The organism is Amycolatopsis sp. QT-25 (assembly GCF_029369745.1).
Classification (GTDB): Bacteria; Actinomycetota; Actinomycetes; order Mycobacteriales; family Pseudonocardiaceae; genus Amycolatopsis.
In genome coordinates, this window is sequence record NZ_CP120210.1 from 3368435 (window position 1) to 3389673 (window position 21239).

Annotated in this window: 13 protein-coding genes; 9 read left to right on the forward strand and 4 right to left on the reverse strand. The window is 67.8% G+C overall.

Annotated elements, in window-relative coordinates:
• From P3102_RS15635 to P3102_RS15645, 3 genes are all read left to right on the forward strand, one after another.
• Nucleotides 1–450, forward strand: coding sequence for an acyl-CoA thioesterase (locus P3102_RS15635; protein ID WP_276370037.1), 450 nt, complete (start codon nucleotides 1–3; stop codon nucleotides 448–450).
• Nucleotides 450–1025, forward strand: coding sequence for a flavin reductase family protein (locus tag P3102_RS15640; RefSeq protein ID WP_276370039.1), 576 nt, complete (start codon nucleotides 450–452; stop codon nucleotides 1023–1025). Before P3102_RS15635 ends, P3102_RS15640 begins: the two co-directional genes overlap by 1 nt.
• 145 nt (nucleotides 1026–1170) lie before the next feature.
• Entirely contained in the window at nucleotides 1171–2712 is a 1542-nt protein-coding gene (locus P3102_RS15645) for an acyl-CoA carboxylase subunit beta (protein ID WP_276371194.1), read from the forward strand.
• A gap of 119 nt (nucleotides 2713–2831) precedes the next feature.
• On the opposite strand, the gene P3102_RS15650 is transcribed toward P3102_RS15645, so the two are convergent.
• Nucleotides 2832–3596, reverse strand: a complete 765-nt coding sequence (locus P3102_RS15650; RefSeq protein WP_276370040.1) for an AraC family transcriptional regulator — start codon at nucleotides 3594–3596, stop codon at nucleotides 2832–2834.
• Between the two features lie 495 nt (nucleotides 3597–4091).
• Nucleotides 4092–4943: an alpha/beta hydrolase gene (locus tag P3102_RS15655; protein WP_276370041.1), complete on the reverse strand. Its 852-nt coding sequence runs from the start codon at nucleotides 4941–4943 to the stop codon at nucleotides 4092–4094.
• 582 nt (nucleotides 4944–5525) lie between these two features.
• Here P3102_RS15655 and P3102_RS15660 point away from each other — a divergent pair.
• Nucleotides 5526–5648 (forward strand): winged helix-turn-helix domain-containing protein, encoded by a 123-nt coding sequence (locus P3102_RS15660; RefSeq protein ID WP_276370043.1) that lies wholly within the window; start codon nucleotides 5526–5528, stop codon nucleotides 5646–5648.
• 289 nt (nucleotides 5649–5937) lie between these two features.
• Here P3102_RS15660 and P3102_RS15665 read toward each other — a convergent pair whose 3' ends face one another.
• Nucleotides 5938–6879: a TIR domain-containing protein gene (locus P3102_RS15665; protein ID WP_276370044.1), complete on the reverse strand. Its 942-nt coding sequence runs from the start codon at nucleotides 6877–6879 to the stop codon at nucleotides 5938–5940.
• A gap of 26 nt (nucleotides 6880–6905) precedes the next feature.
• Complete coding sequence (locus P3102_RS15670; protein WP_276370046.1) at nucleotides 6906–7901, reverse strand: hypothetical protein; 996 nt, start codon at nucleotides 7899–7901, stop codon at nucleotides 6906–6908.
• Nucleotides 7902–8624: 723 nt separating this feature from the next.
• Here P3102_RS15670 and P3102_RS15675 point away from each other — a divergent pair.
• The 5 genes from P3102_RS15675 to P3102_RS15695 all read left to right on the forward strand — a co-directional run bounded on the left by P3102_RS15675 (nucleotide 8625) and on the right by P3102_RS15695 (nucleotide 21228).
• Nucleotides 8625–9698, forward strand: coding sequence for a recombinase family protein (locus P3102_RS15675; protein WP_276370047.1), 1074 nt, complete (start codon nucleotides 8625–8627; stop codon nucleotides 9696–9698).
• Between the two features lie 528 nt (nucleotides 9699–10226).
• Nucleotides 10227–11282: an IS630 family transposase gene (locus P3102_RS15680; RefSeq protein WP_276370049.1), complete on the forward strand. Its 1056-nt coding sequence runs from the start codon at nucleotides 10227–10229 to the stop codon at nucleotides 11280–11282.
• Nucleotides 11275–12159 (forward strand): hypothetical protein, encoded by an 885-nt coding sequence (locus tag P3102_RS15685; protein ID WP_276370051.1) that lies wholly within the window; start codon nucleotides 11275–11277, stop codon nucleotides 12157–12159. The genes P3102_RS15680 and P3102_RS15685 overlap by 8 nt, the downstream gene beginning before the upstream one ends.
• A gap of 193 nt (nucleotides 12160–12352) precedes the next feature.
• Complete coding sequence (locus tag P3102_RS15690) at nucleotides 12353–19630, forward strand: type I polyketide synthase (RefSeq protein WP_276370052.1); 7278 nt, start codon at nucleotides 12353–12355, stop codon at nucleotides 19628–19630.
• Nucleotides 19627–21228 (forward strand): aldehyde dehydrogenase, encoded by a 1602-nt coding sequence (locus P3102_RS15695; RefSeq protein ID WP_276370054.1) that lies wholly within the window; start codon nucleotides 19627–19629, stop codon nucleotides 21226–21228. The genes P3102_RS15690 and P3102_RS15695 overlap by 4 nt, the downstream gene beginning before the upstream one ends.
• The last annotated feature ends 11 nt before the right edge of the window (nucleotides 21229–21239 follow it).

Here is a 21239-nt window from a genome sequence, read left to right on the forward strand (position 1 = left end):
ATGTCCGGGTACTACGAGATCCGTCACATCGTCGGGTTCGAGGAGACGAACCTGGTCGGCAACGTCTACTACGTGAATTATCTGCGCTGGCAAGGACGATGCCGGGAGATGTTCCTCAAGGACAGGGCGCCGACGGTGCTGGAGGAGGTGCGCGACGACCTCAAGCTCTTCACCCTCAAGGTCGATTGCGAGTTCTTCGCGGAGATCACCGCCTTCGACGAACTGGCGGTGCGGATGCGGCTCGAAGAGCTGACACAGACGCAGATCCAGTTCACGTTCGACTACGTGCTGCTGGGGCGGGACGGGGAAGAGACGCTGGTCGCCCGAGGCCGTCAACGCATCGCCTGCATGCGAGGACCCAACACCGCGACTGTCCCGGCCAGAGTTCCTGAAGCCCTCCGCGACGCGCTCGTGCCTTATGCGTCATCGTCGGCGGTGGGGAGCTCCTGATGGGCGGAAACGTCATACCGGGGCCGGGGCGCGGGTCCCCGGTACTCGCCAGGGACCCGGTGCCCACCCGGTTCCGCGAGACGATGGCCCGGTTCGCCACCGGGGTCACGGTCCTCACCACCGGTGGCGAACGGGTGCACGGGATGACCGCCAACGCGTTCACGTCGGTGTCGCTCGAACCGCCGCTGGTGCTGTGCTGCGTGTCCCGCGCGGCGATGATGCACGAGGCGATCACCGTCACCGGGTCGTTCGGCGTCTCCGTGCTGGGTGCCCGGCAACAAGATCTGGCGAAGTACTTCGCCGGCCGGTCGCGGCCCTTGGGTGCCGCCCAGTTCGACTCCGTCGAGTGGGTACCGGGCCCGCGTACCGGCGCCCCGCTGCTGACCGGCGCACTGGCCTGGCTCGAATGCGAGCTGGTCGACGGGCACCAGGGTGGGGACCACTCCATCTTCGTCGGGTCGGTCTTGGCGTCCACCGTGGGCGCCGGGCACGACGCACTCGTCTTTTTCGGCGGAGCCTTCGGGCGGACGGACCAAGGGCAGGGCGTGACCCGGCTCGACCGAGGGGGAACCTGATGACGGCCACCGGATCGCCGGGCGCCGCCCGGGAAGGGATCGAAGTGGACAGGACGTCGCGTCCGGTGATCTCGTCTTGAGCACCTTCGAGCGGGAAGCCGGCCCGAGGATGCCGCTCGAAGAGCGTGTCGCCTCGGTGGTGTCGATGCGCGAGCTGCGCGAACGGCGGGACGACCTGCACCGGAACACGCTCGCCGGCAGCCACGCGGCCGTGGAACGGCAGCGCGCGAGCGGGAAGCGCACCGCACGGGAGCGCCTGGACCTCCTGCTCGACGAGGGATCGTTCGTCGAGCTCGGCCTGCATCGTCGGCAGCTGCCGACCGGTCCGCTGAGTCCCCGCGAGCGGCCGCGAACCGATGGCGTGGTCGTGGGCTCCGGGACCGTCGAAGGCCGCAAGGTCTTCGTCTACGCCCAGGACTTCTCTCTCTTCGGCGGCTCCTTGGGTGAAGCGCACGCGGCGAAGATCCACCAGGTGATGGATCTGGCGCTGGAGACCGGTTCGCCGTTGATCGGGCTGAACGACAGCGGCGGGGCGCGGATCCAGGAAGGGGTGATGGCGTTGCACGGCTACGGCGGGATCTTCCGTCGTCAGGTCGCCGCCTCGGGCATCATCCCGCAGATCAGCGTGGTGCTCGGCCCCTGCGCGGGCGGCGCCAGCTACTCACCCGCGCTGGCCGACTTCACCTTCATGGTCCGTGACATCGCGAAGATGTACCTGACCGGCCCCGCGGTCGTGAAGGCCGTCACCGGCGAGCACGTCAGTCACGAAGATCTCGGCGGGGCCGCGGTGCACGGCGAGTCCTCGGGGGTGGCGACCTTCGTGTACGACGACGAACCGAGTTGCCTGGAAGATGTCCGTCACCTGGTCTCGCTGCTGCCGTCCAACAACATGGAGCTGCCGCCACGCTCCGCCGCGTCGGGCGCGGACACGGACGTGTGCCCCCGGCTGGCCGAGATCGTGCCGGCGGATCCGGCCAAGCCCTACGACGTCCGGGACGTGATCGCGGAACTGACCGACGACGGCGCGTACTTCGAACTGCACGCGGGCTGGGCGGCCAACATCGTGTGCGCGTTCGCCCACATCGGCGGCGACGTGGTGGGGATCGTCGGCAACCAGCCGATCGTGCTGGCCGGAGTGCTGGACGCCGACGCGGCCCAAAAGGCGGCACGGTTCGTGCGCTTCTGTGACGCCTTCGGCATTCCTCTGGTCACACTGGTGGACGTACCGGGCTTCCTGCCAGGTAGCGACCAGGAACGCGGGGGCATCATCCGCCACGGAGCGAAGCTCCTCTACGCCTATTGCGAGGCGACCGTGCCACGTATCCAGGTGATCTTGCGAAAGGCCTACGGCGGCGCCTACATCGTCATGGACTCTCGGTCGGTGGGCAACGACCTGTCCCTGGCCTGGCCCACCAACGAGATCGCCGTCATGGGCGCCGAGGGGGCGGTGGACATCCTGTTCCGCCGCGAGCTCGCCGCCGTCGACGACCCGCGGGAGCTGCGCGCCGAGCTGCTGGCGCACTACACCGAACAGCTGGTCCATCCGTACTACGCGGCCGAGCGGGGACTGGTGGACGACGTGATCGACCCGGCGGAGACCCGGTCCCTGATCGCCAAGGGGCTGGCCATGTTGCGGGACAAGAGAAGGCAGCCCTTCCGGCGGAAGCACGGAAACGTGCCGCTGTAGGCACGGATGCGCTCGCGGCGGGGGAGATGCGAGGTGCCGAAACACAAGAGAGGCCCGGAGCGAAATCCGGGCAGTTCTTGTGGCCGATGCCGAATTCGAGAGAAGCCGAAACCGGAAGATCAGCCGACTTCCGTGAGTATCGACGACCTGATTTTCAGCAGGGCGAGCACTACCGGTGGATCGATCGTTCGCTTGGGCTTGAGGGTCAGATCCACCGGCCCGCAGGAAACGCCGGCGCCTACGGTCACGGGGCCGCAGGCACCGACCGACAGCCCGAGGTCGCCATCGAGCGGGACACGTAAAACCTCATTGCGATCTTTGGACAACGAGTGCGACAGCACGTACCATTCCCCGCTCGGTACGTCGTCGATGCGGAAGTGGCCCGGCCTGTCGAGCACGGTGCACTTGATCGGACGCCCTTGGGGGATGCGGCCCGGGAACACCCCTACGAACACCATGCCGAGTTCGTCCGGGTGTTGTGCCGTGATCCTCCCGTGCACTGTTCCCACAGTGTGGATACTCCTGCTGATCATGCCTTGGCAGCGCAGCTGGGCCACCCCGCCGCCGCTCCGGTACTCGGTCGGCGAGACCCCGACGGCCTTGCTGAACGTCGTGCTGAAGGTGCCGACGCTGGAGTAGCCGACCAAATGGCTCACTTCGATCACGTTGATGGAGGTGGTCAGCAGCAGCCGTTTGGCCTCTTGCAGCCTGATCGCGGTGAGGAAACGGCCAGGGGAAATTCCGGTCACGCGCTGGAACATTCTGGTGAAATAGAACTTGCTGAACATGGCGACCTGCGCCAGATCTTCGACCGTCACCTTTTCGTTGAAATTATCGAACATGTACCGGACTGCACGCTCAACTGCACGCTCGGAAGAAGTCATGCTTGCCCCAGTCCCCTTGTGACAACCGAACTTGTAATTACTTCAATGTCACTTGAAAACAGTACCAAGTGATTCGAAGGTCGTCAAAGGAAGCCCCCTGCTTATCATGGTGACCGAACCGCGCACTAGTGACCACGGACTTGTTCACCGCAACGGCTCATACCGCAATTCGCAGAGTGATACCTTCTGGGTCGAGTGTCTGACACACGGAAATGGGTGCGGTCCCGAGGAGGCGTGAGACCGGGGTGGGCGTGACCTACGGTGACCTCGGCCGGGGCATGCCCCGCGGCCCCCGGGAGACAAGGGCAAGGTGGAAGACGCGAGCGTACCGCGGTCACCTGCTAAGGGTCGCCTCACGCGGGAGCAGCGGAAACGGGCACGTCCGTGTCGGCGCGCTCGACGAAAAGGAAGCCGGGCGAACGCGCTCGCAAGCCCATTCGCTTTCGCGCCTCCCGGCCGAGGCCGGATCTTGTCGCGCCCCGGATGGCCTGGGCGTCATTTCCGGGCCTTGTCCTCCAGGAGCCAGTCGAGCGCGTCGACGGCGGAGCCGAGGACCGAAATGTGCCCCTCGTCCGGCCGCAGCCAGAGCTCCGCCGAATCGCACCGGCGCGCCAGCCATTCGGCGTGCGCGCTCGGCGCGATCCGGTCCTGGCCGCCGTGGATCAGCAGCACCGGCTGGCGCACCTGCCCGAGGTCGCAACCCCACTCCGCGACATAGGCCAACTCGTCGTCCACCATGCCTCCGGGGTCACCCTGGATGGCCTTTTCCGCGACTTCGCCCAGCCATGACCACTCACCCGAGAGCGCGTCATGGTCGGCCGGGGTGAAGTCGTCCGAGTCGAACTCGCTCTCGGCGAAGAACTTTTCCAGCTGGTCCCGCCCTGCCGATGCGGCGCGAAGCCTCTCTTCGCCGGAGGGGGTCATCCCCGCGAACCAGTCGAGCCCCTCGACTCCCGCAGGGGCGAGCCCCGAAATGCAGACGACACCCGAAACGCGCTCGGGAAGCCGTGCGGCGCACGCCAGCGCGTGCGACCCGCCGCCGGAATGCCCCATCACCGCGAACTTCTCGACGCACAGCGCGTCGGCGATGGCGGTCACGTCGGCTGCCACCGACGAGATGGCCCGGCCGCGGTGCGGCGTCGATCCGCCGTAGCCAGGCCGATCGTGCGACACCCATCGCACACCTCGTTCAGCCGCGGCGGCGAGCAGGGGCTCGGGTGGCGTACCGACGTTCGGGGTGCCGTGATGCCAAAACACGAGAAGGCTCGTTTCGGTGTCGCCCGGGCCGGTGTCGTAGACGCGCAGCGTGCGGCCGTCATCCAGTGCCAGGTCTGTTTCCGTCACCATACGAGGAGCCTAGTACCCCATGAGTTCGCCCTGTCGTCCGGTGACTACTCGGCGTCAGTCCGCGTCCTGGAATCGGGGACAGCGCGTCCGGCCACCGCCGAGAGAGTTGATCTTTTCCGTGTCCGGTCGGTTGCTGACGTCCTTCCTTCGGGTGAAATGGAGAAAATCATGTGAAACTCACTTCTTCGATGTCAAACTCAATGCCGCGTAGCTTATTGATGAATTCGTAAAAAGGTCGATACTCGCCGGGCGATTCCCCGGCTTCGGGTGGCTGGGGTGATGATTCTTGTGTGCGTGACAAGGATGGCCGGAAGTAGGAGCACAAGCCTCTCGAGGCGCTGCGGATGCGGGCGATCGAGCAGGTCGCCGCGGGTGCCCATCCGGAACAAGTCGCGGTCATGCCGGGGTTTCACACGGGTGGCTGGTCAAGGCACGTGAGGGCGGCAAGGCCGCCTTGAAGGCCAAAGCGGTGCCGGACCGCACGCCCAGGCTGCCCGCGACACAGATCTCCCGGTTCTACGGTTCATCGCAGGCGTCGAACCGCGGCAGTTGCCGTTCGAGTTCGCTTCGTGGATAAGGGAAGTGATCGCCCACGAGTTCCGCGAGAAGCTGAGCGTGGTCAGCGTTGGCCGACTGCTGCGCATCATGGGCATGTCTCCGCAGTGTCCCCTGCACCGCGCCTACCAGCAGGACCGGACGCCGTGAAGGCATGGAAGACCGAGCGGTTCCCGGCCATCCGCGCCGAGGCCGACGCGACAGTATTTCGCCGACGAGGCCGGAATCCGCTCGGACATCACGCCGGCACCACGTGGGCGCCGGTCGGGCAGACCCCGGTCGTGGCGAACACCGGAGCCCGCTTCCCGGCGAACGACCAGAATTCGTCAGACACGCCCGGGGCGAGTCACCTGCCGCTTCGAAGGCCGCAAGCGGCTCCCCGCGTGGCCACGTCTCATCCGGAAGTGAAGATCTCTTTGCGTTGCCGCTGGCGCTGTCGTCAGGAATGCACCTCGGGATTGCCCCAGCCCAGCTCCGGCAGGTTGTTGGAGAGGCCGCCCGCCATCCGCGCGCCGGTCAGCAACGGGCTTTCGGTCGTGCCGGGCCGGTAGGACTGCAGCTCCAGGCGCAGCACGTCGGTGACATCCACCCTGAACACTCGTGATCGCCCGAGCCGGACGGTCTTTTCATCCCGCAGCACTCCGTCCAGGAAGACCTGGAAGACCCCCTCTTGGCTCGCGTCGGTCGCGTCGTCGAGGACGCCGACAGTAGACTCGAACCGGCGGTAGCTCCTGCCCAGATTGAAGCTGATCGAGCCTCGCGGGCTCCGCGCGAAGTCAGTGCAGCGGTGGATGACGCTGTCGCCGAAAAGGCGGTTGTCGATTCTGACCGGACCGATCCGCACGTCGGACGAGCGGCTGATGGGCGGGAGACGGGTCAGCCGCATTGAGTCCGGTACTCCGGGGTTCGGGATGCCGTTCGACGTCCCGAGGTGGTCCCGAATCGAGTCGACGAGGTGCTTCAAGTCGTATACCGCCGAGCGGTGGTGAATCCGGAGGTACTGGCGGCGGGTCAGGTCCGCGATCGACGCGGGGAGCTCGGTGACCTCGGGCATCTTGTGGTCGCCGACCAGCACGGGGATGACGGGCCTCCCGCTCGCGATCGCCAGCTCAATCTCGGTGCGCACCCAGTCGGCAGGCGCGTCGATCCGCCGGCCGCCTTCCTTGTCCCGGTCGAGCCAATGCGGCCCGATCACCGCCAGGAAGACCGAGCAGTTCGACGCCGCCTGGATCAGGGCCGGATCGAAGACCACTCCCTTGGGGATCGCCCGGCTCGAGCGGAAGACGTTGTCCTCGCCGAACACCAGGCACAGCTTCTGATCGATCAGCACAGCGGTGTCCTGCGCGTCGCCGTTGCGGAAGTTGATGAAAATCTCGGCCATGGGTTATTCCTTTGCTTCTTCGCAGGTCAGCTTCCGGACGCGACGACGTACGGCGATCCCCAAACCGCGTTACCGCTCCTGCAGGGTTTTCCGGGGGCGGTGGTGAACGACGTCCTGAGCTTCACCGCGAAGACGCCGGCGGGGAGTTCGGCCGACAGCGGCTTGGCTTCTCCCGGATTCACCAACACGGTCTGTATGGCGTTCACCGCGTCGTCGTTGACGAAAACCTCGAACTTCACCCCGAGCTCAGGTGAGGAGGTCGAGTCCGTTCCTACCGCCTTCACCTCCAGCCGAGTGAAGTTCTTGAGGCGAAACTGCTGTTCACGACTGTAGGAACTACTGTTGCACGTCGCCAACGTGTTCCACAGTGAGTTCGGGTACGGCGTCAGCTGCACGTCGTGATCCCCTCGCGAGAAGTTCCATTCGTCGTCGGGGCGCGGCAGATCGAGCAGGAAGACAGGTGACCCCTTGGGTGCGCTCGCACCGTCTCCGGGAACGGCAGGAACCGCCGAGCCGGTGGAGGACTTCGTGGTCGACGTCGGCGGGGCCGTCGTACTCACCGCCGAAGACAGGCTCGTTGGCGGTACGACATTGATCGTCGTGGGCGCGGCTGTGACCTGCGCCGGTCGCGATGTGGTTACACGGCCGACGACGAAGGTTCCTACCAGCAGCAATATGACGGCGACTCCCGCCAGAATCAAGCGGGTCCGCCGTCGTGGGCTCCGCAACCTGCTCACCTTCCGGCCGGCGAGAGCTGACGTCAGCTCCCGAGCGAAATCAGCGTCCCGCGTGACCACTTCGCGAACGTGGAGCTGCAGCGTCTCCGATTCGACGGTTCCCGAAGGTCGCTCGACGAACCGTTCGAAGACCTCGGCGAGGAACGGCTCAGAAAGTCGGGCTTGCACCCGGCTGAGCAGATCCTCCAACGGACCGTTGTACGCGCCGGGCCCCTCTGCCGACTTCCGTATGAGGTAGTGCGACAGCACAGCCACCACCGTACGAGCCAGCTTGTCTTCACTCATTTGAATCTCCGACTTTCCGCTCGCGATTCACTGACCGACGAGCATACGCAAGAGAAACGATCTTCGACACGCAGGTATGGATGTTCAAGTCAGCCGAGATCATTTCGTGAGAATGAACTCGAAGGCCTGATGATTGACCTGAAAATGTCCACTTTTTGCCCACATTCAGCAGTTCTGGACACAGCCTCGTCGACGCATTTCGAAATAGTTTCCAGTTTTCGATATCGATAAGATGCTTTGGCGAAGGTGTTCGATCCTGACGGAGACGAGGTCGGCGCCGTCGACGCGTTTGCCGATGTCGGCCTGTGTTGCCGAACAACATCTGAAGGAGCGGCCCTGGGGCAGCCACTCGATCACTCGGCAGGTGGCCACCTCGAAGCCCACACAGGAGGGCACGTCGGCGTCGGATCCGGTCGCGGCGTACTCGAGACGGAACCGTCCTCCTGAGAACCGGCTGTTCAGCGCATAGTGGGTCTGGGCAGATCCTTCGTGGACGGCCAACAAGAGATCCGCCCCAGCAAGTCACAACCTCCGTCACTCACGGAAGACCACCAGCGCCGACCACGGCACCGCCACGAAGGTAACGAGCCAGGCTCGGATTACTCGTCGACGATGCGGACCATGTGCGGCTGGGCCAAGCAGTAGGCTCAACAACTAAAGAAGCCGTCAAAACGATGATCACCGCGGGTAGACAAAGCAAATGTCCGAGGGGTCCGTCTGCGGATGCTCGTAATCGATGAGCCAGCCGCCGAAGTAGTGCGCCGGATCTTTGCCGAGTACCTGGATAGGCAGGGTGATCGAGCGATAGCGAACGGGCTCAATCGGGATGGGGTCCCTTGCCCTTCGGCTCGGCGGCCGGAGCAGAACCGGCATCGGCTCGCCGATGGCTGGCAGGGCAGCACAACGCGATCGATCCTGGAGAACCCGCGCTATACGGGCTATGCGGTCTTTGGACGGTCGGCTCGGCAGGAAATGCTGTTCGACCCCGATGACGTCGCTGCCGGCAACGTCGTGCGGTTCCGGCGAGCCAAACCGGATCGGGTGGTTCGGTCACGTAAGCCCGCACACCCGAAGATCGTCTCGGTCGAGGACTTCACGCAGGCACAGTCGATCCGGCGAGCTAAAGCGGCCGGCGGGCTCCGGACGGTTCGCAAGGCCGAACGCGCGGGTCGCCCGGTGAAGCACGTGCACCTGTTCCGCGGTCTCATCCGGTGTGCCGGCCTGCTCACGCATCCGCCGCCCACGATCTATCTTCGGAAGGAGCCGCTGCGGGACGCGGTGAACGGCTGGATCGGTGGGTTGTTCGACCGGCAGAGCATCGGGCGAACCGTCAGCCAGCTTGTGGGCGCTCAGCCAGCGCCCCGAGCCGAGGGCGATGGAGCCGCGAGCAAACAGCTGGTGGAGGCGGAGGCCAAGCTCAGGCGCTTCCGGGACGCCATCGCCGCTGGCGTCGACCCGACGGCGCTGGTCGAGAGCATCCAACGAGGCTCAAGCGGACCGAGCGGCGGCGCAGGGAGCATTAGCGGCCGCGGGCGAGCCTGCGGGAATCACCGATGCCGAGGTCTACGCGATGATCGACTCGCTCGGCGACATCGGGGCCGCGCTCGCCGACAGCCAGCCGGGCAAGCTGGCGAGGCTCTACGGGATTTGAGGCTTGACCTGCGGTACGACAACGAAAAAGAGGCCGTCTACGCGACGACCTCTTTGGGTGTGAATAATGCGGGTGTCCGAGGGGGGAATCGAACACCTGTCCGTTGCATCCATGCGCGGGATGCGTGTTCATGGGACCGACCATAGCTGGTACTGGCGGGTTCCTGCCAGCCGGTCGTTTTGATCGCAAAAGCTTTTGAACAGCAACTTTGCGGCTTCTGATAGCTGTGTTGGGCCGGATGTGAGCTCGTGATCTCCTGCGACGCCGTCATGGCGAGAATGAGGGGCCAGGGGGCACCTCGATGTTGTTCGCGGTAGGAGCTGGCTTGGCCTGTCGATCGTCCCTGGTCTCGTCGTCGGTACGCCTGCCAAGTTAAGCCGTTATGGTGCCTCGTTCAGCGGCGCAGCCGAGTCGGCTACGAACATCAGTGAGCTGCGGCGACCCACGGTGGGCCTTCGTGACCAGCTTCCGCCGATGGGTCCTGGCTGCGCGAGTGATCAGTCACCACCCCCCTGCATGGTCACCGGCGGTCAAACAGACCCAGTGGCTAGCTAGTGCCTCATCAAGGAAGGTTGGTGTGGTAACCGTGTTGTGTGGACGTCTGGGTTGTTGATGGCGAGGCTGGTCGGTGGAGGTGAGCCGTGGCGCGTCGGCCGGAGGTGTTCGCGCGGTCGTTGGAGCCGGGGGAAGCGCAGCGGCTGGTCAAGATCACGTGGTCTGCCCGGGATCGGGTGCGGCTGCGGCGGTCGGGGATTGTGCCGGCCTCGGTGCAGGGCCGGTCCGCGGGTGAGATCGCGGTGATGTTCGCCGCGACCGAAGGCTATGTGCGGGAGGTGATCCACGCGTTCGACGATTCCGGGTTCGCGGCGTTGTCCCCAAAATGGAGGGGCGGCCGACCAGCTAAATTCGGGCCGGCCGCCCGTAACCAGATCTGCCGCATCGCCGCCTGCAAACCGGCTGAGCTGGGGTTGCCGTTCACGACCTGGAGCCTGAGCAAGCTGGTCGGCTACCTTGCCGGGCACGCCTGGATCAGGGCCAGTACCGAAACCGTCCGGCAGATCCTGCGCAAGGCGGGCGTGTCGTGGCAGGCAACGAAGACCTGGAAAGCCGGCAAAGATCCGGACTTCGTGGCCAAGAAGATCCGCATCCTCGACCTCTGCGATCATCCGCCTGCCGACGGACGGGTGATCTGTGTCGATGAGTTCGGGCCGCTGAACCTGCAACCCCGCCCCGGCCGCGGCTGGTTCCCCCGCGGTCGCCCGGCCCGGTCGCGCGCCACCTACACCCGCACCAAAGGCATTCGGCACATGTTCGGCGCGCTCGACCTGGCTACCGGGCAGATGTCCTACCGGTTCCGTGACCGCAAACGCTGGCCGCAGTTCCTCGACTTCTGCAAACAACACCGCCGCCGCTTCCCCGCCGGGAAGCTCTACCTCGTCTGCGACAACTACGGACCCCACGCCAAAGCCGAGGTCGCCGCGTGGTGCGCGGCCAACGACATCGAGCTGGTCTACACGCCCACCCACGCGTCGTGGCTGAACTGGATCGAGTGCGAGTTCACCGCGGTCCGCTACTTCACCCTCGACGGCAGCGACTACCCCAGCCACGCCACCCAAGAGACAGCGATCACCGGCTACCTCCGCCGACGCAACCGCCACAGCCACCCCAAACACCACTCCGCCGTCAACTCCAAAATCCGCCGCCCGGATTACCTACCCAACGTTGCTTGATGCGGCACTAGTGGGCGCCGATGACCGGTGGCCCGATCTCGGGGTCATCGCGGAGGCCAACTTCTGGCGATTCTTCGGCAACCACGGGCAAGGCGCGGCAGAAGTCGCACTGAACACCGCCGCCCGCAACCGTAACTACGTCCTCCGGATCGGGTCCCTGCCAGGCGAATGGGGCGACATCGGGCCCGCACTTCTTTACGACGCCGCCAAGGTCCACGTGCACGAATGGCACGGTGACCCCCGTGACGCAGGGTTCCTCGGACGTAACCGCAACCTCGCGGTCATCTCACCGCGAGACCTGCCGGACCAGAAGATGGACCTGTTCGCCACACACGGGCACCCGAACGGGGATCTCAGGCTCCAAGACGTCCACCGGTTCAGGCCCTACGGCCGCCGCACAGTCCGCCCCGCTGCGGTACTCGCCGACTGGTTCGGTCATCCCTCCGGCCCAGAGTTCGAGCCGGACACCTACGCCGAACATTTCGACGAAGTCGCGCACTACGCGCCTCGGATGCTGTTTCCCGACGGAATCCCGGTGCCCGGCGACCATTCCTTCGACTGCAGGGCACTGGACTACCTGTGTGGACGGTGGGTGAAGGACCGCCGTATCGGTGGAGTCGGCTTTCATCACGTCGGTGAGCTTGCCCGGGTCTACACTCCTACGAACTTTCCTGCCCCGAATGGTCGCCCGCCGACGCAGATCGACGGCGCCGTGCTCAACCCCCGGGCCGCGGAGATGCTCGTGCCCGGCAGCGTCCAGGTTCATGAGCCAGTCGAACCCAACGAGATGCGGCCTGGCCGTAGGTGGCGGAGAAACGACCATAAACGGTCCTCGTTCGCACTCAGCTTCACCGCTGACGATACGAGTGGGGCGTGAGCCGAATTTACTGCGTGCATGCGCCTCCGCTTCGGCGAACTCGGATGGCTGTACATCCCGACATCCGCGCGGAATCGGGGTCACGGACACACCGATGCTGCGGTGTTGGGTGTCGGTCACTCGTTAGGTTGGAGATCTGGTGACCCGCCTCCACAATGGATCGAAAACCCCATGGTGACGGCACGATGGCCGGATGCCTGACAAGATCGCGATCGTGGGTGTGGCCTGCCGGCTGCCCGGTGGAATTGACGACCTGGACAGCCTGTGGTCCCTACTGTGCGATAGCCGCGACGTGGTGGGCGCCCCGCCCGCGGACCGGTTCGACCTGGACCGCTATCACGACACCAACCAGATGCGGCCGGGCAAGTCCTACACGTTCGACGGTGGCTACCTGGACGACGTGGCCGGGTTCGACGCGGAGTTCTTCGGGATCAGCCCGCGTGAGGCGCTGAGCATCGATCCGCAGCAGCGGCTGGTGCTGGAGCTGGGCATCGAGGCGCTCGACGACGCCGGAATCGCGCCGGACTCGCTCAGGGGCTCGGACGGCGCGGTGTTCGTCGGCGCGTCGGTGATGGACTATGCGGGCCAGAACATGGTGACGCCGGAGGCGATCGGCCCCTACACGAACTCCGGCGCGGCGCTGTCCAACACCGCGAACCGGCTGTCCTACCACCTCGATCTGCACGGGCCGAGCCTGAAGGTGGACACCGCGTGCGCGTCGGCGCTCAACGCCGTGCACCTGGCGTGTGAGCATCTGCGCCACGGCGGGGGCGGGGTCGCGTTCGCGGCCGGGGTGAACCTCCTGCTCAACCCGATGAGTTACGTCGGCTTCGCCAAGGCGGGTTTCCTGTCGCCGACCGGCCGCTGCAGCCCGTTCTCCGCCGACGCCGACGGGTACGTGCGCGGCGAGGGCGCGGGGGTGGTGGTACTCAAGCGGCTGGCCGACGCGCTGGCCGACGGCGACCGGGTGCACGCGGTGATCGAGGGGTCCGGCACCAACAGTGACGGGCACACGATCGGGCTGGTGCTGCCCAGCGAACAGGCCCAGGAAAGCCTGCTGCACCAGGTGTACCAGCGCTTCGCCCTCGATCCGGATGAGCTGGTCTACCTGGAGGCGCACGGCACCGGAACGCCGATCGGCGACCCCGCGGAGTGCACGGCGATCGGGAACGCGCTGGGCAAGCGCCGCTCCGGCGAGCCGCTGCCGATCGGGTCGGTGAAGGCCAACGTCGGGCACCTCGAACCGGCCTCGGGCATGGCCGGGTTGTGCAAGGCGATCCTGGTGCTGCGGCACCGGCAGATCCCGCCGACGCCGAACGCGAGCCCGCGCAACCCCGACATCGACTTCGACGGGCTGGCGCTGACCCCGGTACCGCGGGCGCGGCCGACCGGCGCGGGAAGCATGGTCGGGGTCAACTCCTTCGGCTTCGGCGGCACGAACGTGCACGTCGTACTCGGCGCGCCGCCCGTCGTACCGCCTGATTTGGCGTCGATTCCCCGCCGGCATGGGAAAGTACTGCCGGTCGTGGTGTCCGGCCACACCGAGGCCTCGGTGGGCGAAGCACTGTCTCTGCTGGATGAACGACTGGCCGGCTGCACGGATTTCCCCGATCTCGCCTACACGGCTTGGTGCCGGCGTGGTCAGCACGCCTACCGACGGGTGGTTCTCGCCGACTCGGCGGAGCAGGCGAGGCGCCGGCTGGCCGAGCCGGGCAGCACCCAGCGCGCGACCGAGCGGGGCAAGGTGGCGTTCGCCTTCTCCGGGCACGGTTCGACCTGGCCGGGCATGGCCGTCGACCTGCTCGACACCGATCCGGTGTTCGTCCGGACCATCGCCGAGATCGACGCCGTGCTGGAACCGCTGGTGGGCTGGGGGGTCGGCGACGAACTGCGTGCGACCGAGCCACGCCTAGGCGACACGAGCGTGGTGCAACCGGTGCTGTTCGCGGTGCAGGCCGGCATCGCCGCGGTGCTGGCGCAGCACGGACTGCGCCCGCAGGCGGTGTACGGGCACAGCGCCGGCGAGGTCGCGGCCGCGTTCGTCGCCGGGGTGTACGACACGACCCAGGCCGTGGAACTGGTGGTGGCCCGCAGCCAGGCACAGGCGAAGACGGCGGGCACCGGCACCATGGCCGCGGTCAACCTCTCTGTCGGGGACACCGAGGCCCTGCTCACGGCTTATGACGGGCGCGTGGAGATCGCCGGGGTCAACAGCGGCACCGACGTCACCCTCGCCGGTCCGCGCGAGGACTTGCGCGACCTGGCCGGGCGGCTCGCCGAGCGCGAGGTCTTCTGCCGGCTGCTGGACATCGACTACCCGTTCCACAGCGCGGCGATGGACCCGCTGCGGCCCGGGGTGCTGGCGGCGCTGGCCGATCTCGCGCCGAAACCGGCGGCCACCGAGTTCGTCTCCACTGTGTCCGGCGGTCCGCTGGCCGGGGAGTCGTTGGACGCGGAGTACTGGTGGCGCAACATTCGCGAGCCCGTCCGGTTCGACACGGCCACCGATCATTTGGTCGCTGCCGGGTTCGACACGATCATCGAGATCGGCCCGCGACCGGTGCTGCAAACCTATCTCAAGCGGGCGGCCAAGGACGGCGTGCTCGCGGTGCTGCCGACCCTGACCATGGCCCACCCGGGGCCGCGCGCCCTGCTGGCCGCGGTCGAGGCCGCGCTGGCCTCCGGAGCGGAGACCCCGCAGGAGCAGTACTTCCCGCGGCCGGGCAGGGTCGTACCGTTGCCCCGCTACCCGTGGCAGCACGAACGGTTCTTCGTCGGCAGCAAGTACGCCTGGAGCGGCGTCCCGGCAGCACCCGACCACGTGCTGCTCGGGGACCGGGCCGCGGTCGCCGACCCGACCTGGCAGTCCACAGTGGATCCGGCGCGGCTGCCGTGGCTGAGCGGGCACCAGGCGAGCGGCACGGCGATCATGCCCGCCGCCGGATACCTGGAGATGTGCTGGGCGGCCGGGCAACTGGCGCTGGAGGCGCCGGCCGAGGCGTGCGATCTGCACATCACCAGGCCCATGGCCGCCCCCGAGGACGAGTCGGTACTGCCGCGCATGCAGGTGTCACTGTCCGAAGAGGACGGTGTGTTCCGGGTGGCCACCCGGAACGGGGAAAACCAGCAGTGGCAGACCCACGCGCGGGGCCGGGCACGTCGGCGGGTGGCCACCGCGCCGCCCCCGCTGGAGCTGGCGGCGATGCGCGTCCGGTTCGCCGGACGCGCTCAGCACGTCGAGCAGGCGGCGCATTACGCCGACGCCGAGCGCCTCGGGGTCGGCTACGGGCCCGACTTCGTGGTGATCTCCCAGCTCTGGGTGGACGGCATGGAGGTGCTGGCCGACTACGATTGCGCACACCTGGACTTCACCGGGTTCCACGCGCACCCGGCGTGGACCGATGCCGGCCTGCAGGCCGCGGTGCACTTCGGCCGGATGCTGCATGGCATCGTCACCAGCGACGACTCCTATCTGCCCGTGGCGATCGGCACCGCGCGGCTGTGGGGCACGCCGACGGCGACCGGCGCGGTGCATCTGCGCTGCCGGGCGATCTCCAGTACCTCCGCCACCGCCGACATCACGATGACCGACGAGTCGGGCAACGTCCTGCTCGAACTGTTGCAGTGCCGTTTCGTGCGAGTGGTCCTGCCCGCCAAGCACGCGGTCCGGCGCCAGCACATCGTCTTGCGCGCGGCACCGCGCGGCCCGGCACCCACCACCGAGGTGCTGTGCCCGCTCTCGATGAGCACGGAGACGCCGGAGGCCAAGTACGACGAGTACCGGCCACGATGGCTCGACTACTCGGCCGCGTTCACCGTGCGGGCCGTGCGCGGCCTGCTCGACGGCGCCGAGAGTTTCTTCACCGAAGACCTGTTCGCCGCCGGCGTCAAGCCCGAGTACGCACGCCTGCTCGACCTGCTGACGTCGGTGGCCGCCGAACAGGGCTTCCTCGAATGGCTCGGTGAGTTCCAGGGCCGCTCCCGGTGGCGGATCACCTCCGCCACCGTCGCTCCGACCGCCGACGCGGTCGCCGCGCTCCCCGAGTACATCTCCAACCTCACCCTGGCCGGGCGGTGCGGGCTGCACCTGGCCGACCTGCTGCGCGGCGAACGCGATGTGCTGGACATCCTGTTCCCCACACAGGGCAGTGACACCCTCGCCCACTACTACGACCTGATGCCGACGCTGAGCCCGTTCCACCGGGCCGCGGCCGAGGCGATGCGGGCACTGGTCGAAGCGTGGCCGCCGGATCGCCCACTGCGGATCCTCGAGGTCGGCGGTGGCACCGGTGCGCTGGCCGCGGCGCTGCTGCCGGTCCTGCCACCGGACCGCACGCACTACGTGTTCACCGACGTCACCCCGTTCTTCCTCGCCCCGGCGGCCGCCCGGTTCGCGCACTACGACTTCGTCGAGTACCGCACGCTGGATCTGAACGAACCCGATGCCGAGCCCGGCACGTTCGACGTGGTGGTGGCCGGCAACGCCCTGCACACGGCCAAGGACGTACGAGCGGCGCTGCGCTCGGTCTCGGATCTGCTGTCCGACCACGGACGACTGCTGTTCATCGAATCGCACGATCCACAGGTGCTGGTCCTGCCGTTCGGCCTGGCACCGGGCTTCTGGGCGATGACCGACCTCGACCTGCGGCGCCACTCACCGCTCCTGCCCGCCCAGGTGTGGCGGGATCTTCTGCCCGACAGCAACTTCAGCGCGGTGATGACCTTGCTGGAGGCAAGGCCGTGCTCGCTGACGATCGCGAGCAGGACACCGCGGACCACACCCCTGCCGCAGGTGCTGCCCACCGTCTCGGGCACGCGCGTGGTCGTCGTCGCCGAGGACGACACCGAGGCCGAGCTGGCGGACGCGCTCACCGCGCGACTGGGCGAGCAGGGCGCGACCGCGACCCGGGCAGCCGTGGGCACCGACCCCGGCAGCTGGTTGCGTGGGCCGTCGACGGACGTGGTGCTGCTCTTGGCCACCACCGGCACGGCCCCCGACGAGGCCGTGAACGCCACCGCTCGCCGGTTCGCGCTGCTGGTCGCGATCGCGACCAGCGTGAGCGACCTGCCTGCCGAAGAGGTGGCCCGGCTGTGGCTGGTCAGCAGGCCGGCGGGCGTCAACCCGGCACCCGAAGCGACGAGCGCCCCGGTCGACGCCGCGTTGTGGGGTGCGACCCGCACCCTCGCCGCCGAATACACCACGATGCCGGTCCGGCGGATCTCTTTCGACCGCCGCGCCCCACTCGATCATCTCGCCCGCGAGGTGCTGGACCCCACCGACGACGACGAGGTGGTGTTCACCGAGGGGGGCCGGTTCGTCCCCCGGCTCCGCGACCTGCCTCCGGCCCCCGCGCTCGACCCTGCCACCCCCTACCGGATGGTCACGCGGAATCCGGGGCACTCGTACCGGCTGGCATGGGTGGCCATGGAACGGCCCGAACCCGGTGCGGGTCAGGTCGTCGTCGAGGTCCACGTGACCGGGCTGAACTACCGCGACGCGCTGATCACGGTGGGCATGCTGCCGGACTGGGTGGTGGAGGACGGGATGGCCGGCGCCAACCTCGGCTACGAGTGGTCCGGTGTGGTCAGCGCCGTGGGCCCGGATGTGACGCGGTTCCGGCCCGGTGACCAGGTCGCGGGGTTCGGCGGGGGCGGGTTCGCCTCGCACGTGCTGGTCGAGCAGGATCTGATCGGCCCCATACCCGCCGGATTCGACCTGACCTCGGCCGGCGGGGCGCCGGTGGCGTTCTTGACCGCCGAGTACGGACTTCGGCACCTGGCGAAGCTGAGCGCGGGCGAAACCGTCCTGGTGCACGGCGCGGCGGGCGGTGTCGGACTGGCCGCCATCCAGGTCGCCCACGCGGCGGGCGCCACGGTGATCGCCACCGCGGGCACCGAAGAGAAGCGGGACGTCCTCCGGCTCCTGGGCATCGAACACGTGTTCGACTCGCGTAATCTCAGCTTCGCCGCCGACGTGCTCGACGCCACCGGCGGCCAGGGCGTCGACGTGGTGCTCAACTCCCTGGGCGGGGAGTTCATCAGCCGCAGCCTCGACGTGCTGCGGTTCGGCGGGCGGTTTGTGGAACTGGGCAAACGCGACCTCTACAGCGGCCGGAACGTCTCACTACGCCTGTTCCTCGACAACATCAGCTACTTCGCCGTCGACATCGACCAGCTGGGCAAGCACCGCATGAAGGAGATCAGCGCGGTCTACGACGAGGTCACGGCCCGGGCCGGGGAGCGTGCCTATCGGCCCATCCCCCACCGGGTCTTCCCCGTCGCCCAGACGGCCGAAGCGCTACGGTCGATCCAGCACTCCCGCCACATCGGCAAGCTGATGGTCACCTTCAACCGGCGCCCGCCGGTGGAGCAGTCCGCGCCCCCGGCGATCACTCTCGATCCCGCGGCCAGTTACCTCATCACCGGTGGCGCGAGCGGCTTCGGCGCGGAAACGGCCCGCTGGCTGGTCGATCGCGGAGCCCGTCAGCTCGTCCTGGTCAACCGGCGCGGTATGGCCGTGCCCGGTGCGGAAGACCTCGTCACCGCACTGGCCGCCCAGGGCGTCGCGGTGTCCGTGCACGCCGTCGACGTCACCGACGAGTCCGCGATGCGGGAGCTGGTCGCGGCCATCGACCGCGGCGGCGCCCCGCTGCGCGGGGTGGTGCACGCGGCGATGGTGCTCGACGACGCACTGGCCGGTGACCTGACCGCCGAGCGGTTCCGGGCCGTGCTGGCCCCGAAAATGGCGGGCGCGTTGGTGCTGGACCGCGTGACCGAGGGCCACGACCTCGATCTGTTCCTGATGTTCTCCTCGGCGGCGGGCGTGGTCGGCAACGCCGGGCAGGCCGCTTATTGCGCGGGCAACCTGTTCCTGGAGGCACTTGCCCGGGCCCGGCGTACCCGTGGACTGGTCGGGCAGACGATCGTCTGGGGCGCGCTGGGCGAGGTCGGCTACGTGGCCCGCAACGAGACCACCGCGAATGCGGTCACCAGAGCGGGCGTCGTGCTGCTGTCGTTGCACCAGGTCCGCCAGGCACTGGACGAGCTGGTCGGCGGCCCCGAAGTCGCGGTGGTGTGGAGCCACGACGGGGAGTTCGTGCGCAGGCTCTATTCGCACCTGACCACCCCGCGTCTCGGCGAACTCACCGGTGGCGACCGGGGCGACGACGACGAGTACGACGACCTGGCCGACAGGCTGCGGGCGGCGTCCCAGGAGGACGCGATCGCCCTGGCTGCCGACACCATCGTCGCCACGCTCGCCGACGTGCTCGGCGTCGACCCCGAGCGTCTCGACCGCAACCGGCCACTGGACCAGCTCGGCGTGGACTCCCTGATGGGCGCCGAGCTGATCGCCAAGATGCGCCGCCGCTTCGGCCGGGAAATCCCGCTGATGCGCCTGGTCGCCAGCAGCGGCATCGACGACCTGGCCAGGTCACTGATCACCTACTTCAAGTCAGAGGAAGCACGATGACCCAGACCCAGACCGCGGTTCGCCACTTCCCTCTCTACATCGGGGGTGAGCGTGTCGACACCGACGAGCGGGCCTACGGCATGGGGGTCCGCGCGGTGCTGGACCCCTCGGGGCCCGAGACGGCGACGCTGTTCCGGCTGCTGCGCGAGGGCAGCGAGGAGGAGCTGCACGCGCACCCGCACGTGTTGTGCTCGGCCGCACTGGCCACCCCGGAACAGGGGCAGGCCGCGCTACGCGCCGCGGCGGCAGCGGTGCCGCGGCTGCGGGCCGTACCACTGGCCGACCGGCTCGGGTACGCCCAGGACCTGCACGAGAATTTCCTGGCGCACCGAGAGGAACTGTCCCGCATCCTGCGCATGGAAGGCTGCCCCGGACGCCTGGTCGAAGCGCAGTTCGACGTGATCCTCGACCTCGTGCGGCCGGAGAGCCTCGATCTCGCCCGTGTTCTGCTACGGCAGGAGATCACCACCGCCGGACACAAGATCGTGCTGCAGCGTCAACCCGACGGCGTGGTCTGCGTCGACCCACCGGCCAACGCGCCGATCTTCGGGCTGATCGCCTCACTGGTGGTGTTGGCGGGCAACGCCGTCGTCGTTCGCGTGCCACGAAGCTGCGCCAGCTCACTGAGCTACGCGCTGCACGAGATCATCATCCCGATCCTGGAATCGCGGGGCGCACCGGCGGGCACGTTCAACGTGCTGTGCGCCGACTACGAGATCACCATGCAGCAGTGGCTGGACAGCCCGCTGGTCGACACCGTCTACTACTTCGGCTCCAGCGAGCACGGGCTCGCGTTGGAACGCAAGTGCGTCGAGCGCGGCAAGCGGGCAATCCTGGAACTGTCCGGCAACGACGGCGTCCTGGTATGGCGCGACGCCGACCTCGAGCACGCCACCGCGGCCCTGATCGAGGCGTTCTACGCCTCCGGCCAGACATGCTTCAGCCCCAAATACGTCATCGCCCACCCCGCCATCGCCGACGAACTACTCAGCCGGCTCGCCGCGGCCGCGTCCGCGCTGCGTCCCGGCGACCCTGAGGACTCCGACACCGTACTCAGCCCCGTCCTGCGCGCCACCGCGTTCCACCGTTGCCTGAACGACGCGCTCGATGCGGGGGCCACCAAGATCTGCGGCGGCGACCAGGTGAACTTGAAGGGCGAGCCCAATCCGCACGGGTTGTTCATCGAGCCGACCGTGCTGCGCGTAGACGGCTTCGCGCTGGCCGAAACCGTCGCCGCGGTCCGCGAGGAGACCTTCTTCCCCCTGCTGTCGGTCGTGGTCCCCGAGGACGGCCCCGACCTGCTCGCGCGCTGCATCGAGTTCCTCAACGGCAACGCCTACGGCCTGCGCAACTCGCTGTGGGCGGAGGACCAGGAGGTGATCGAACTGTTCATCACCATGGTGTCCAACGGCGGCCTGCTCAAGGTCAACGACTCGCACATGGGGCACGCCCCCCACCTGCCCGGTCTCGGTGGAACCGGGCACAGCGGCGGCACCCACGGCGAGGCCGCCTACCCGTTCCTGCGCGCCAGCCGCCTGCAAGCCGTCGCCATCGCGACCACCAGGACCCACCCCCGAGACGCCGTACTCGGCCGATAGGGGCCGCGCGG

Coding starts and splice junctions, on each gene's coding strand:
- P3102_RS15635 (WP_276370037.1), top strand. CDS start 1: ATGTCCGGGTACTACGAGATCCGTCACATCGTCGGGTTCGAGGAGACG.
- P3102_RS15640 (WP_276370039.1), top strand. CDS start 450: ATGGGCGGAAACGTCATACCGGGGCCGGGGCGCGGGTCCCCGGTACTC.
- P3102_RS15645 (WP_276371194.1), top strand. CDS start 1,171: ATGCGCGAGCTGCGCGAACGGCGGGACGACCTGCACCGGAACACGCTC.
- P3102_RS15650 (WP_276370040.1), bottom strand. CDS start 3,596: ATGACTTCTTCCGAGCGTGCAGTTGAGCGTGCAGTCCGGTACATGTTC.
- P3102_RS15655 (WP_276370041.1), bottom strand. CDS start 4,943: ATGGTGACGGAAACAGACCTGGCACTGGATGACGGCCGCACGCTGCGC.
- P3102_RS15665 (WP_276370044.1), bottom strand. CDS start 6,879: ATGGCCGAGATTTTCATCAACTTCCGCAACGGCGACGCGCAGGACACC.
- P3102_RS15670 (WP_276370046.1), bottom strand. CDS start 7,901: ATGAGTGAAGACAAGCTGGCTCGTACGGTGGTGGCTGTGCTGTCGCAC.
- P3102_RS15675 (WP_276370047.1), top strand. CDS start 8,625: ATGCTCGTAATCGATGAGCCAGCCGCCGAAGTAGTGCGCCGGATCTTT.
- P3102_RS15690 (WP_276370052.1), top strand. CDS start 12,353: ATGCCTGACAAGATCGCGATCGTGGGTGTGGCCTGCCGGCTGCCCGGT.
- P3102_RS15695 (WP_276370054.1), top strand. CDS start 19,627: ATGACCCAGACCCAGACCGCGGTTCGCCACTTCCCTCTCTACATCGGG.